Here is a 13,624-nt window from a genome sequence, read left to right on the forward strand (position 1 = left end):
GCCCGGAGGCGGCTTTTTTGTGGAGAGCCTTTCGGCTCCTGCTTATTTCTTCTGGCGGTACTTGCGCAGCGCAGCGATCTGCGCAGCCATCACGGCCAGTTCCGACTGCGCCATGGCGATGTCGATGTCGCTCTTGGCGTTCTTGAGCGCTTCCTCGGCGGCCGCCTTGGCTTGGTTGGCCTTCTCGTCGTCGAGGTCCTTGCCGCGGATCGCGGTGTCGGACAGCACGGTCACGGCGTTGGGCTGCACTTCGAGAATGCCGCCGGCCACGAAGACGAACTCCTCGCCGCCGTCGGCCGTTTCGATGCGCACGGCGCCCGGGCGGATGCGCGTGATCAGCGGCGTGTGGCGCGGGTAGATGCCGAGCTCGCCGGCTTCACCGGGCAGCGCGACGAACTTGGCCTCGCCCGAGAAGATCGACTCTTCCGCGCTGACCACGTCCACATGAATAGTGTTTGCCATCTGTTGTCCTTTGCCCTGTTTGAAGAAGGGTGCGGAAAGCAAGCAGTCGGCCGTCTGGTGAGGCGCCGCGCACAGCCGTACATAGGTACGGCGAGCACGGCAACGAAGCCAGGCGGTCGAATGCGCCGCTTTACGCGACCTTCTTGGCCTTTTCGAACGCTTCGTCGATGCCACCCACCATGTAGAACGCTTGTTCCGGCAGGTGGTCGGCTTCGCCGTTCACGATCATCTTGAAACCGCGGATGGTTTCGGCCAGCGGCACGTACTTGCCGGGCGAACCCGTGAACACTTCGGCCACGTGGAACGGCTGCGACAGGAAGCGCTGGATCTTGCGGGCGCGGGCCACGGCCAGCTTGTCTTCCGGTGCCAGTTCGTCCATGCCCAGAATTGCGATGATGTCGCGCAGTTCCTTGTAGCGCTGCAGCGTGCCTTGCACGGCGCGGGCCACGTTGTAGTGCTCTTCGCCGACCACGTTCGGGTCGAGCTGGCGCGAGGTCGAATCGAGCGGGTCCACGGCGGGGTAGATACCGAGCGAAGCGATGTCGCGCGACAGCACCACGGTGGAGTCCAGGTGGGCGAAGGTGGTGGCGGGCGACGGGTCGGTCAAGTCGTCGGCCGGCACGTACACGGCCTGGATCGAGGTGATCGAGCCGACCTTGGTCGACGTGATCCGCTCCTGCAGGCGGCCCATTTCCTCGGCCAGCGTCGGCTGGTAGCCCACGGCGGAAGGCATGCGGCCCAGCAGAGCCGACACTTCGGTACCGGCCAGCGTGTAGCGGTAGATGTTGTCCACGAAGAACAGCACGTCGCGGCCTTCGTCGCGGAACGACTCGGCGATGGTCAGGCCGGTCAGGGCCACGCGCAGGCGGTTGCCCGGGGGTTCGTTCATCTGGCCGTAGACCATGGCGACCTTCGAGTCTTCGAGCTTCTCGAGGTTCACGACGCCGGAGTCGGCCATCTCGTGATAGAAGTCGTTGCCTTCGCGGGTACGTTCACCCACACCAGCGAACACCGACAGGCCCGAGTGAGCCTTGGCGATGTTGTTGATGAGTTCCATCATGTTCACGGTCTTGCCCACGCCGGCGCCGCCGAACAGGCCCACCTTGCCGCCCTTGGCGAACGGGCACACGAGGTCGATCACCTTGATGCCGGTTTCCAGCAGGTCCTGCGAAGGCGACAGTTCGTCGTACGCGGGCGCCTTGCGGTGGATCGATGCGGTGAGGTCCTGGCTCACGTCGCCGCGCTCGTCGATCGGACGGCCGAGCACGTCCATGATGCGGCCGAGCGTGGCCTTGCCGACGGGCACCGTGATGGGCGCGCCGGTGTTGGTGACGATGAGGCCGCGGCGCAGGCCGTCGGACGAGCCGAGCGCAATGGTGCGCACCACGCCGTCGCCGAGCTGCTGCTGGACTTCGAGGGTCAGCCCGCCGCCTTCGAATTTCAAGGCGTCATAGACCTTGGGCATCTGGTCACGCGGGAACTCCACGTCGACCACGGCGCCGATACATTGGACAATTTTTCCTTCAGCCATGGCGTTTCCTTCTGGATCTCAATAATGTTGCGACAGGTTCTTGCAGAAGCGTCCTTGTGCCATCGCGGGCCGCTTTTGCAAGAATGCCGGACGGGCCGGCACCCTTGGTTTCTTCAGTTGCTTCCGATCAGCACTTCATGGCCGCGGCCTGTGCGGCAAAGGCATCGCTGGCAGCCTTGCAGGCCTGGCCCAGCGCGGCCTTGTCGGTGCCCATCGAAGCCCACGCCGTCTTGGTCTGCTCGACGCTTGCCTTCATCGCATCGGCGGCCGCGCCGCTTTGCGCCGACACGCACGCCTGGGCCTTGGCCAGGTAGTCGTTGCACTCCTGCGGCAGGTCCGCGGCCGATGCCGTGGGAGCGGCAGCTGCGGGCGCGGCCGGTGCAGCCGGAGCGACAGGCGCCGCGGGAGCGGGCGCCGGTGCAGCGGCAGGTGCCGGCGGTGCAGCAGGCGCCTCTTCCTTCTTGGAGCAGGCAGTCAGCGCGGCGGCCATGGCCACCAGAACGAGAAGTTTCTTCATTTGTGCAGAGTCCCCAGAAAAAGGCCTTCGGTCATCGGTTCGCAGTGCGAAGCGCGAATGGCAATGTGGCCCGGTCCATTGCCGCAATCAAACACCGGCAGCCGCAGCGGCGCCGGACACGATTTCCGAAAGCTCCTTGGTGATGCCTGCCTGGCGGGTCTTGTTGTAGACCAGCTTGAGCTCGTTGATCACATTGCCGGCGTTGTCCGTCGCCGCCTTCATTGCAACCATCCGGGCGGAGTGCTCGGACGCCATGTTCTCGGCCACGGCCTGGTAGACCAGCGACTCCACATAGCGCACCAGCAGCTCGTCGATCACGCTCTGCGCATCGGGCTCGTAGATGTAGTCCCACGAATGCTGGCCAGCCTCGACCTGCAGCGAGTCCGCGGCCAGCGGCAGCAGCTGCTCGACGAGCGGCTCCTGCTTGATCGTGTTGATGAACTTCGTGTAGCACAGGTACACGGCCGAGAGCTTGCCTTCCGCATAGGCGTCGAGCAGCGTCTTGACCGGGCCGATGAGCTTGTCGAGATGCGGCGTGTCGCCCAGGTGGGTGACGTGGGCCACCACGCGCGCACCGATGCGGTTCAGGAAGCCCAGGCCCTTGCTGCCGATGGCCACCGACTCGATCGCGATGCCCGCGCTCTGTGCTTCCCGCAGCTTGCCGGTGACGGCGCGCAGCAGGTTGGTGTTCAAGCCGCCGCACAGGCCCTTGTCGCTCGTGACGATGATGAAGCCGATGGCCTTGGCCTCGTTCTTCTTCATGAACGCGTGCGTGTACTCGGGATTCGCCTTGCCCAGGTTGGCCGCGATGTTGCGGATCTTTTCGCTGTAGGGGCGGGCGGCACGCATGCGCTCTTGCGCCTTGCGCATCTTGGAAACCGAGACCATTTCCATGGCCTTGGTGATCTTCTTGGTGTTTTCCACCGATTTGATCTTGCCGCGGATTTCCTTACCAGCTGCCATGAGTGCTCCTTGTCCGGCCGATCAGGCGAACGACTTCTTGAACGACGTGATGGCGGCGGTCAGCTCGGCCTCGGCGTCCTTGTCGAGCGCCTTGGCCTTTTCGATCTTGTCGAGCAGCGCAGCATGGCTGGACTTCAGGAACTGGTGCAGGCCGTGTTCGAACGGCAGCACCTTCTTGATCTCGAGGTCGTCCATGAAGCCCTTGTTCACCGCGAACAGCGTGGCGCCCATCAGCGAGATCGGCAGCGGGCTGTACTGGGCCTGCTTGAGCAGTTCGGTCACGCGGGCACCGCGGTCGAGCTGCTTGCGGGTGGCTTCGTCCAGGTCGGAGGCGAACTGCGCGAACGCAGCCAGCTCGCGGTACTGGGCCAGGTCGGTACGGATACCGCCCGACAGGCCCTTGATGACCTTGGTCTGCGCCGACGAACCCACGCGCGACACCGAGATACCGGCGTTGATGGCGGGACGGATACCGGCGTTGAACAGGTTGGTTTCCAGGAAGATCTGGCCGTCGGTGATCGAGATCACGTTGGTCGGAACGAAGGCGGACACGTCGCCGGCCTGCGTTTCGATGATCGGCAGTGCCGTCAGCGAACCGGTCTTGCCCTTGACTTCACCCTTGGTGAAGGCTTCGACGTAGTCGGCGTTCACGCGGGCTGCGCGCTCGAGCAGGCGGCTGTGGAGATAGAACACGTCGCCGGGGTAGGCTTCGCGGCCTGGCGGGCGGCGCAGCAGCAGCGAGACCTGGCGGTAGGCCACGGCTTGCTTGGAGAGGTCGTCATAGACGATGAGCGCGTCTTCGCCGCGGTCGCGGAAGTATTCGCCCATGGTGCAGCCCGAGTAGGCCGACACGTACTGCATGGCGGCCGATTCGGAGGCCGATGCGGCCACCACGATGGTGTAGTCCATCGCGCCGGCTTGTTCGAGTGCGCGCACCACGTTCTTGATCGACGAAGCCTTCTGGCCGATCGCAACGTAGACGCAGGTCATGTTCTGACCCTTCTGGTTGATGATCGCGTCGATCGCCACAGCCGTCTTGCCGGTCTGGCGGTCGCCGATGATCAGCTCGCGCTGGCCGCGGCCGATCGGCACCATCGAGTCGATCGACTTGAGGCCGGTCTGCATCGGCTGGTCGACCGACTTGCGGGCGATCACGCCCGGTGCGACCTTCTCGATCACGTCGGTCATCTTGGCGTTGATGGGACCCTTGCCGTCGATCGGCTGGCCCAGTGCGTTCACCACGCGGCCGATGAGCTCGGGGCCGACGGGCACTTCCAGGATGCGGCCCGTGCACTTGACGGTGTCGCCTTCGGAGATGTGCTCGTACTCGCCCAGGATCACGGCGCCGACCGAGTCGCGCTCGAGGTTCAGCGCCAGGCCGAACGACGGCGTGCCGTCAGCCGTGGGCGGGAATTCGAGCATTTCGCCCTGCATCGCGTCGGACAGGCCGTGCACGCGCACGATGCCGTCGGTCACCGAAACCACGGTGCCCTCGTTGCGGATGTTGGCGCTGACCCCGAGGCCCTCGATGCGGCTCTTGATCAGTTCGGAAATTTCTGCGGGATTGAGTTGCATGACTCTTTCCTTCTTTCTTTGAGGCTACAAGTAGAGGGCTGAAGACCGTCAGGCCGCCAGCGCAACTTTCATTTGTTCAAGGCGCGCTTTGACGGAGGTGTCGAGCACCTCGTCGCCGACCACCACACGAATGCCGCCGATCAGTTCCGGCTCTTGCTGGACCGTGACCTGCAGCTTGCGGCCGAAGCGCTTTTCGAGCGCGGCCGCCACATTGGCCAGGGCCGATGCGTCGATCGGGAAGGCGCTGTAGACCACGGCGTCGGACGAACCGCTCTTCGCGTTGGCCAGTGTCCGGAACTGCTTCGCAATTTCCGGCAGCACCGAGAAGCGCCCGTTCTCGAGGAGCGCACCCAGGAAGTTCTGGGCATGGGCGGGCAGCGGCGCACCGAAGGCGCCGGCGACCACGCCGAGAACCTGCTCGGCCGTGGCCTTGGGGTTGTCGGCGAACTGCTGGAGCTCCGGATTGGCCGCGATGGCGGCCATCTTTTCGAGCCAGGCGCTGGTGCCGGCGACGTCGGACGACGAGGCCTTGAAGAGCGCCTCGGCGTAGGGGCGTGCAATGGTGGCGAGTTCTGCCATGGCTTCTATCAGAGTTCGGTCTGCAGGCGGGCGAGCAAATCGGCGTGAACGCCTGCATTCACTTCCTTGCGCAGGATCTGCTCTGCGCCCTTGACAGCCAGGGCCGCGACTTGTTCGCGCAGTGCTTCGCGCGCCTTCAGTGCCTGCTGGTCGGCTTCGACGCGTGCGGCTGCAACGATCTTGTTGCCTTCCTCGGTCGCGCGGGCCTTGGCCTCTTCAACGATGGCCTGGGCGCGACGTTCGGCGTCAGCAAGACGTTGTGCGGACTCGTTGCGTGCCTGGCCCAGTTCGGCTTCCACGCGCTTGTTGGCGGCGGAGAGTTCGGACTTGGCCTTGTCGGCGGCAGCGAGGCCTTCGGCGATCTTCGCAGCGCGGTCGTCCAGCGCCTTCGCGATCGGCGGCCACACGAACTTCATCGTGAACCCGACCAGGATCAGGAACACGATCATCTGAACGATCAGGGTACCGGTAATGCTCACTTTTCACCCTCTCTTTGGGATTGAATGCGAAGCCATTCCACAGAGGGGAACGACGACACGGGTCCTACGAGAAAGACTTACTTCGGCAGGTTGGCGATCTGAGCCAGGAACGGGTTGGCCGTTGCGAACCAGAGGGCGATACCGGTGCCGATAATGAAAGCGGCGTCGATCAGACCGGCCAGCAGGAACATCTTGGTTTGAAGTTCACCCATGAGTTCAGGCTGACGTGCGGCCGACTCGAGGTACTTGCTGCCCATGATGCCGATGCCGATACATGCGCCCACAGCGCCCAGACCGATGATCAGGCCGGCGGCCAGTGCAACAAAGCTAATAACTTCCATGATGACTCCTAGAGGACTTTGGTTGAAGAGAAAACAAAAACAAAAACGAAAACGGATGATCAGTGGTGATCGTGGGCCTGGCCGATGTAGACCAGCGCCAGCATCATGAACACGAACGCCTGCAGCGTGATGATCAGGATGTGGAAGATGGCCCAGGCCGTGCCCGCGACGATGTGGCCGATGGCCAGGCCGATGCCGGTGGCCGACAGCGACCAGGCGCCGCCCATCAGCGCGATCAGCAGGAAGATCAGTTCGCCGGCGTACATGTTGCCGAACAGCCGCATGCCGTGCGAGACGGTCTTGGCGACGAACTCGATCATCTGCATTGCGAAGTTGAACGGGTACAGCGCCCAGTGGTTGCCGAACGGCGCAGTGAAGAGCTCGTGCACCCAGCCGCCCAGGCCCTTGATCTTGATGTTGTAGTAGAGGCAGACCAGCAGCACGGCCACCGACATGCCCATTGTCACCGAGAGGTCGGCCGTGGGCACGACGCGCAGGTAGGCGTGGTGCGGATCTTCGCCGGCGATGTGGAAGATCTTGGCCCAGATCGCCGGGAACAAATCGACCGGGAACAGGTCCATTGCATTCAGCAGGAAGATCCAGACGAAGATCGTGAGCGCCAGCGGGGCAACGAACTTGCGGCTGGTGGCGTTGTGGACGATGCCCTTGGCCTGCTGGTCGACCATTTCCACCAGCAGCTCGACGGCTGCTTGAAAACGGCCGGGAACACCCGAAGTAGCCTTGCGGGCAGCCAGCCAGAGCAGCCAGCAACCCAGGATGCCCAGTGCTATCGAGAAGAAGAGCGAGTCGAAATTGAAAACCGAAAAGTCCGCAACACCCCCAGGCTTGGAGCTTTGCAGGTGCGTCAAGTGGTGAATGATGTATTCACCCGCGGTCTGACCATGTTCCGCAGCGTTTTCAGCAGCCATTCAGTTACTCGTCTCTATGTTGCCGGCGCCGGGGCGAGAACATCACCGCCAACCAGGCCGCCTTCATTGTCACCACCAGGCCGATCAGCATTGCTGGCCAGCTCAGCGCCGTTATCAGCCTTGGCGCTGCGAACAACATCGCAATCGACAAGGCCATCTTGACCATTTCCCACAGGAAGAACCCAACCACCGCAGTGCCCGGATTCAGGGAAGAAAACCGGCCGGTCAGCCCCCGTGCGAACACCGCAGCAGGAATGACCACCGCAATCGCGCCGTAGCCGGCGGACCACCCCAGATTTTGCCTCCCCGTCAGTCCCCAGGCGGCCAAAGCCACCAGCAGACCGACAACCAACTGCCCCGCGATGACCCACCAGGGGGAGATCGAGGGATGCCTTGCTCGCAGTTCACGCGCCTCATCGGCGGTCAACGGCTTGTATTCTGCGTCGAGGTCTTCCACGACTTGTTCATCTTTTCGGGCGATTGTTTTCATTTCGAATGAAGCCCGGATGACGACCCAGAATTTCTACAAAGCCATTGATTATAAGTAAAAACCCAGCCCGTCCGACCACCTGAGCTGTCGCGTTTGCAAATCGAGGCTTCGTTGGCTGACGAGAACCCGACCTGCCGCGCACAACCATAATTCCAGCATGCACCCTCTTACCGCCGCACTCCCCTCCACGCTCTGCTATCTCGACGGCGAGTACACCGCACTCAAGGACGCGCGCATCAGCGTGCTCGACCGCGGCTTCATCTTCGGCGACGGCGTCTACGAAGTCGTCCCCGTCTACGGTGGCCAGCCCTTCTGCTTCGATGAACACATGGCACGGCTCGATCGCTCGCTGGCCGAACTGCAGATTGCCAATCCGCTCACGCTCGCCCAGTGGCGCGGCATCGTGATGCGGCTCGTCGAGGCGGGCGGCGATGCGCCCCAGGCCGTGTACTTTCAAATTACCCGCGGTGTCGCGCCGCGCGATCATGCCATGACCCGTGGCGTGCACCCGACCGTGTTCGTGATGGTGAATCCGCTGCCGCCGGTGGCCGATGCCGTGCGCGCCAAGGGCGTGGCCTGCGTGAGCGCGGCCGACTTCCGCTGGCAGAAGGCGCACATCAAGAGCACCAGCCTGCTGGGCGCGGTGCTGGCGCGGCAGATCAGCGTCGAGGCCGGCGCGGCCGAGACCATCATGTTCCGTGACGAATGGCTCAGCGAGGCCTCGTCGAGCAACGTGTGGATCGTGAAGGACGGCGGCCTCGTGGGGCCGCCCAAGGACCACCTGGTGCTGACCGGCATCCGCTACGGCCTGCTCGAACGCCTGTGCGCCGAGCGCGGCATCCCGTTCGCGCTGCGCCGCATCTCGCGCAGCGAGGTGTTCGGCGCCGACGAGCTGCTGCTCTCGTCGGCCAGCAAGGAAGTGCTGCCGGTCGTGACGCTCGATGGCCAGGCGATTGGAAATGGCCGCCCCGGCCCCATCTACCAAGCCTTGTACGCGGCTTACCAAGAGGCCAAGCAGCGCAATGCCGAGCAGCCACACAAGCAAGGAGCGACCACCGCATGAGCAGCAGCACCACCAACGACATCACCGACACCGGCGCTCCGATTCCCGATCCGCGCAAGGAATCGCTGATCGAGTACCCCTCGCAGTTTCCGATCAAGGTCATGGGCATCAAGGCCGATGGCTTCGTGCATGCCATCACGCAGATCGCCGAGCGCTTCGATCCGGCCTTCGACGCCACCACGGTCGAGCTGCGCGACAGCAAGGCGGGCAACTACCTGGGCGTGACGATCACCGTCACCGCCACCAGCCGCGAGCAGCTCGACGACCTGTACCGCGCGCTCTCGGGCCATCCGCTGGTCAAGGTCGTTCTCTGAAGAAAGCGCCGGGCACGCGATGAGCACGGGCATCGAAGCGACATGGCTGGGCGCCGCCGACTACGCCGCGACCTACGGCGCAATGAAGCAGTTCACGCTCGAACGCCTGCCCGAGACGCCCGATGCGCTGTGGATCTGCGAGCATGCGCCGGTCTTCACGCAGGGCATCGCGGGCAAGCAGGACCACATCCTGAACCCTGGCGCGATCCCGGTCGTGCAGACCGACCGCGGCGGCCAGGTCACCTTCCACGGCCCGGGCCAGGTGGTGGCCTATCCGCTGATCGACCTTCGGCGCGCGGGCTACTTCGTGAAGGAATATGTCTACCGCATCGAGGAATCGGTGCTGCGCACGCTGGCCCACTTCGGCGTGACGGGCCACCGCGTGGCGGGCGCGCCGGGCATCTACGTGCGGCTCGATGACCCCTTTTCGCATGCCGCGCTGACCGGCCCGCTGCCCGCCGGCGACCCGTTTCGCGGCCTCGGCAAGATCGCCGCGCTCGGCATCAAGGTGAGCCGCCATGCCACCTACCACGGCGTGGCGCTCAACGTCGCGATGGACCTCGAACCCTTCTCGCGCATCAACCCTTGCGGCTATGCGGGGCTGCAAACGGTCGATCTTTCTACAATCGGGGTCCAAACCACATGGGAAGAAGCTGCCCGGGTCCTGAGCCAGAAGCTCGGCACCTACCTGGCGCCTTGACACTCCAATGAGCACCACAGAAGTCGTCCGCGACGCCCAGAGCGCCGAAACCTACAACCCGCTGGCCAAGCAGAAGGCCGCGGCCAAGCTCTCGCGCATTCCCGTCAAGGTGGTGCAGCAGGGCGAGGTGCTCAAGAAGCCCGAGTGGATCCGCGTGAAGGCCGGCAGCCCCACCACGCGCTTCTACGAGATCAAGCAGATCCTGCGCGAGAGCAACCTGCACACGGTCTGCGAAGAGGCCTCGTGCCCGAACATCGGCGAATGCTTCGGCAACGGCACGGCGACCTTCATGATCATGGGCGACAAGTGCACGCGCCGCTGCCCGTTCTGCGACGTGGGCCACGGCCGCCCCGACCCGCTCGACAAGGACGAGCCGCTCAACCTCGCCAAGACCATCGCCAAGCTGCGCCTGAAGTACGTGGTGATCACCAGCGTCGACCGCGACGACCTGCGCGACGGCGGCAGCCAGCATTTCGTCGACTGCATCACGAACATCCGCGAGCTCTCGCCGATGACGCAGATCGAGATCCTCGTGCCCGACTTCCGTGGCCGCGACGACCGCGCACTCGAAATCCTCAAGGCCGCGCCGCCCGACGTGATGAACCACAACCTCGAGACCGCGCCGCGCCTCTACAAGGAAGCGCGCCCGGGCAGCGACTACCAGTTCAGCCTCAACCTGCTGAAGAAGTTCAAGGCGCTGCATCCGCAAGTTCCGACCAAGAGCGGCATCATGGTGGGCCTCGGCGAAACCGACGAAGAGATCCTGCAGGTGATGCGCGACATGCGCGCGCACGACATCGACATGCTGACCATCGGCCAGTACCTGTCGCCGTCGGGCTCGCACCTGCCGGTGCGCCGCTACGTGCACCCCGACACCTTCAAGATGTTCGAGGAAGAGGCCTACAAGATGGGCTTCAGCCACGCGGCCGTGGGCGCGATGGTGCGTTCGAGCTACCACGCGGACCAGCAGGCGCACGCCGCGGGCGTCTGACAAACAAGCGGTCGGCGCGCGTCAGCGCCCGCCCGCCACCCCAGGTGACGCGTCCCGTGCGAACGAAGCCTGCCGGCCGCCGAACACCGCGAAGCTGAGCGCCGCGGTCAACCAGGCACCGAGCCCGCCATACAGCATGACCCATCCGAAGCCATGGGTCACGGCGGCCTGCAGCACCGCACCGGAAACCTCCGGCAGGGCCAGCACCTGCTGCGCCCCCGCCACGTCCCCGCCCGCGAGCTGCTCGGCCAATGCGCGCAGCCGCGCCGCATCGAGCACCGTCCCCAGCGAGCCCCGCAGCGCGGCCAGGATGCCCGCCACCAGTACCAGGCCCATCACCGCGATGTTGATGGCCAGCGAGATGAGGCGCGCGCTGACGTCCATGCCCGAGGCCATGCCGGCGCGGTGCGCGGGCACCGAGGCGGTGGTCATGTTGGTCGCGGGCGTGGTGGTCAGGCCCAGGCCGATGCCGGCGACCAGCGCACCGGGCAGCACCGTCCAGCCGCCCAGGTGCGCGAGGCCGCTGCCCCACTTCATCGCCATGAAACCCAGACCGATCAGGAACAGGCCCGCGGGAATCACGAAGCGCGCCTGGTAGCGCAGCAGCAGCCACTGCGCGATCGGCGGCATCACCAGGAAAGGCACCGTGTAGACCAGCAGCGCCAGGCCGGTGGCCGTCGTGCCGTAGCCCAGGCCGGCGGAGAAATACAGCGGCAGGTAGATCATGAACGGCCAGTAGCTGCAGTTCATGCCGATGCAGCCGAGGATGGCGCCCGAGAAGTCGCGGATGCGGAACACCGAGAAGTCGAACATCGGGTGCGGATGGAAGCGCTCGACCGCGACGAAGGCCGCAAGGCCCGCCGCGGTGGCGGCCATCAGGCCCAGCGCGGCCGGGCTGGTCCAGCCCAGGCTGTCGCCCTGCGTGATCAGCGAGGTGAGCCCGAGCACCGCGATGGTCAGCGTGACGATGCCCGCGAGGTCCAGCTTCTGCTGGCTGGCCAGCGGATCGCGCGACTCCGCCACGCCGGCCATGATCAGCGCCAGCCCGAGCAGCGATAGCGGCGCATGCACCAGGAAGACCCAGTGCCAGCTGGCCAGTGCAATGATCGCGCCGCCCACCACCGGACCGAACCCCAGGCCGATGCCGGCCACCACGCCCCAGATCGCGAAGGCGCGGCCGCGCGCCCGGCCGTCCGGAAACTGGTGCGACAGGATCGCAATCGAGCAGATGAACATCGCGCCGCCCGCCATGCCCTGCAAGAAGCGGCCGGCGATCAGCACCGCCGTGCTGGGCGCCAGGCCGCACAGCAGCGATGCGATGCCGAAGGCCAGCACGGTGAGCGCGAACACGCGGCGCCGCCCGTAGCGGTCGGCCAGCGTGCCGGTGGCCATCAGTACCGTGGTGCAGGCGATGGTGTAGGCGTTCATGATCCATTGCAGGTCCTGGAAGCCGGCATGCAGCCGCGCCTCCAGCACCGGCAGGATGATCGGCACGCTCGAAATCTCCAGGCCGAACATCAGCGCAGCGAGGCAGATGGCGGCCAGCGCGAGGGTGGGATGGCGGGGAGCGGAAGAGGACATCGGAGCCTGAAGAGAAAGGAAAGAAGGGGTCCGAGGCATTCTCAAGACCCCTATTTCATTAGGCAAATGATTAAATTTCTCTCCATTCAAGACGCAATTTCATTAATCTAGGCGGCCATGAGCTTCGACACCGGCCTGCTGCAGGCCTTCATCGCCGTCCACCGCGCCAACGGCTTCACGCGCGCCGCCGAACAGCTGCACCTGACGCAGTCGGCGGTCAGCCACCAGATCCGCCGGCTCGAGGAACTGGTCGGGCGCCCGCTGTTCCACCGCACCACGCGGCGCCTGAGCCTGACCGCCGACGGCGAGGATTTCCTGCGCCATGCCGAGCGCATCCTGCAGGCGCAGGACGCGCTGGCGCGGCACTTCCGCTGCTCGCCGATCGAAGGCACGGTGCGCTTCGGCGTGCCCGAGAGCTTCATGAGCGAGGGCCTGCCGCAGCTCCTGCAACAGTTCGCGCGCAGCTGTCCCAACGTGAGGCTGGAGGTGAGCGTGGGCCTGACGCTCGACCTGGCGACGATGGTGCGCGAGCGCGAGCTCGACCTGGCGGTGGTGGTGTCGGTCTCGGGCGAGGTCGAGGGCACGCTGCTGCGGCGCCTGCCGATGGTGTGGGCCGCGGCCGAGGGTTTCGAACGCGCGGACGGCGCCTCGCTGCCGCTGGCCTATTCGCCGTCGCCCTGCGTATGCCGCCAGGTCAGCATCGATGCGCTCAACAAGGCCGGCATTCCCTGGCACGGCGCCTTCAGCTCGCACAGCCTGCAGGACCTGCGCACGGCCGCGCTGAGCGGCCTCGCGGTGGCCACCTTCACGCGCGACAACCTGCGCCCGGGCATGGCGGCGCTGGACGAGCGCCATGGCCTACCCGCGCTGCCGATGCTGGACTTCACGCTGGCCTACGGCGAAGGCGATGCGGGGGAGCGCAGCCCGGCCGTGGCCGAGCTCGGCCGCCTGATCGAACAGGCCGAGTGGGCGCGCCGGGACAAGCCCGCGCGGCGGCCGCGCCGCACGCTGCGCGCGGCGGCGTAGGCTCCCGCCCGTCGCGTGCGGCTCACCGCCGGGCCGGGGTCTTCGCTATCCTGCCGTCTGGCCAAGACGAAGGATCGAATTTT

The 13,624-nt window shown here is 65.4% G+C and carries 16 protein-coding genes; 5 read left to right on the top strand and 11 right to left on the bottom strand.

What is annotated here, in order from left to right:
* Positions 1–42: 42 nt before the first annotated feature.
* From RZE77_RS25295 to RZE77_RS25340, 10 genes are all read right to left on the bottom strand, one after another.
* On the bottom strand, positions 43–462 hold the full coding sequence (locus tag RZE77_RS25295; RefSeq protein ID WP_093247250.1) for a F0F1 ATP synthase subunit epsilon: 420 nt from the start codon (positions 460–462) through the stop codon (positions 43–45).
* A 130-nt stretch (positions 463–592) separates the two neighbouring features.
* On the bottom strand, positions 593–1,993 hold the full coding sequence (atpD, locus tag RZE77_RS25300; RefSeq protein ID WP_015867629.1) for a F0F1 ATP synthase subunit beta: 1,401 nt from the start codon (positions 1,991–1,993) through the stop codon (positions 593–595).
* A gap of 127 nt (positions 1,994–2,120) precedes the next feature.
* Positions 2,121–2,510, bottom strand: a complete 390-nt coding sequence (locus tag RZE77_RS25305) for a hypothetical protein (RefSeq protein WP_319439781.1) — start codon at positions 2,508–2,510, stop codon at positions 2,121–2,123.
* An 87-nt stretch (positions 2,511–2,597) separates the two neighbouring features.
* Positions 2,598–3,473, bottom strand: coding sequence for a F0F1 ATP synthase subunit gamma (gene atpG / locus RZE77_RS25310; protein ID WP_015867631.1), 876 nt, complete (start codon positions 3,471–3,473; stop codon positions 2,598–2,600).
* 21 nt (positions 3,474–3,494) lie between these two features.
* Entirely contained in the window at positions 3,495–5,048 is a 1,554-nt protein-coding gene (gene atpA, locus RZE77_RS25315; RefSeq protein WP_015867632.1) for a F0F1 ATP synthase subunit alpha, read from the bottom strand.
* A 48-nt stretch (positions 5,049–5,096) separates the two neighbouring features.
* Positions 5,097–5,627, bottom strand: a complete 531-nt coding sequence (locus tag RZE77_RS25320; RefSeq protein WP_319439782.1) for a F0F1 ATP synthase subunit delta — start codon at positions 5,625–5,627, stop codon at positions 5,097–5,099.
* 8 nt (positions 5,628–5,635) lie between these two features.
* On the bottom strand, positions 5,636–6,106 hold the full coding sequence (locus RZE77_RS25325) for a F0F1 ATP synthase subunit B (protein WP_007830193.1): 471 nt from the start codon (positions 6,104–6,106) through the stop codon (positions 5,636–5,638).
* A 77-nt stretch (positions 6,107–6,183) separates the two neighbouring features.
* Positions 6,184–6,447: a F0F1 ATP synthase subunit C gene (gene atpE / locus RZE77_RS25330; RefSeq protein WP_007830191.1), complete on the bottom strand. Its 264-nt coding sequence runs from the start codon at positions 6,445–6,447 to the stop codon at positions 6,184–6,186.
* Positions 6,448–6,506: 59 nt separating this feature from the next.
* Positions 6,507–7,376 (bottom strand): F0F1 ATP synthase subunit A, encoded by an 870-nt coding sequence (atpB, locus tag RZE77_RS25335; RefSeq protein ID WP_319439783.1) that lies wholly within the window; start codon positions 7,374–7,376, stop codon positions 6,507–6,509.
* Positions 7,377–7,380: 4 nt separating this feature from the next.
* Positions 7,381–7,866 (bottom strand): ATP synthase subunit I, encoded by a 486-nt coding sequence (locus RZE77_RS25340; RefSeq protein ID WP_319439784.1) that lies wholly within the window; start codon positions 7,864–7,866, stop codon positions 7,381–7,383.
* A 157-nt stretch (positions 7,867–8,023) separates the two neighbouring features.
* Here RZE77_RS25340 and RZE77_RS25345 point away from each other — a divergent pair, with 157 nt between their 5' ends.
* From RZE77_RS25345 to lipA, 4 genes are read left to right on the top strand one after another with little or no spacing between them, the layout of a single operon-like run.
* The gene (locus tag RZE77_RS25345) at positions 8,024–8,929 is read left to right on the top strand and encodes a D-amino acid aminotransferase (protein WP_319439785.1); all 906 of its coding nucleotides are present in this window, start codon (positions 8,024–8,026) and stop codon (positions 8,927–8,929) included.
* Entirely contained in the window at positions 8,926–9,243 is a 318-nt protein-coding gene (locus tag RZE77_RS25350) for a YbeD family protein (RefSeq protein WP_319439786.1), read from the top strand. The genes RZE77_RS25345 and RZE77_RS25350 overlap by 4 nt, the downstream gene beginning before the upstream one ends.
* A gap of 19 nt (positions 9,244–9,262) precedes the next feature.
* Positions 9,263–9,943, top strand: coding sequence for a lipoyl(octanoyl) transferase LipB (gene lipB / locus RZE77_RS25355; RefSeq protein WP_319439787.1), 681 nt, complete (start codon positions 9,263–9,265; stop codon positions 9,941–9,943).
* Between the two features lie 7 nt (positions 9,944–9,950).
* Entirely contained in the window at positions 9,951–10,934 is a 984-nt protein-coding gene (gene lipA, locus RZE77_RS25360) for a lipoyl synthase (RefSeq protein WP_062364250.1), read from the top strand.
* 21 nt (positions 10,935–10,955) lie between these two features.
* Here lipA and RZE77_RS25365 read toward each other — a convergent pair whose 3' ends face one another.
* A complete protein-coding gene (locus tag RZE77_RS25365; RefSeq protein ID WP_319439788.1) occupies positions 10,956–12,515 on the bottom strand; it encodes an MFS transporter in 1,560 nt (519 codons plus the stop codon).
* Between the two features lie 117 nt (positions 12,516–12,632).
* Between RZE77_RS25365 and RZE77_RS25370 the strand changes: the two genes are divergently transcribed.
* Positions 12,633–13,541: a LysR family transcriptional regulator gene (locus RZE77_RS25370; protein WP_319439789.1), complete on the top strand. Its 909-nt coding sequence runs from the start codon at positions 12,633–12,635 to the stop codon at positions 13,539–13,541.
* The last annotated feature ends 83 nt before the right edge of the window (positions 13,542–13,624 follow it).

The organism is Variovorax sp. SPNA7, assembly GCF_033807855.1.
GTDB classification, from domain to species: domain Bacteria; phylum Pseudomonadota; class Gammaproteobacteria; order Burkholderiales; family Burkholderiaceae_C; genus Variovorax; species Variovorax beijingensis.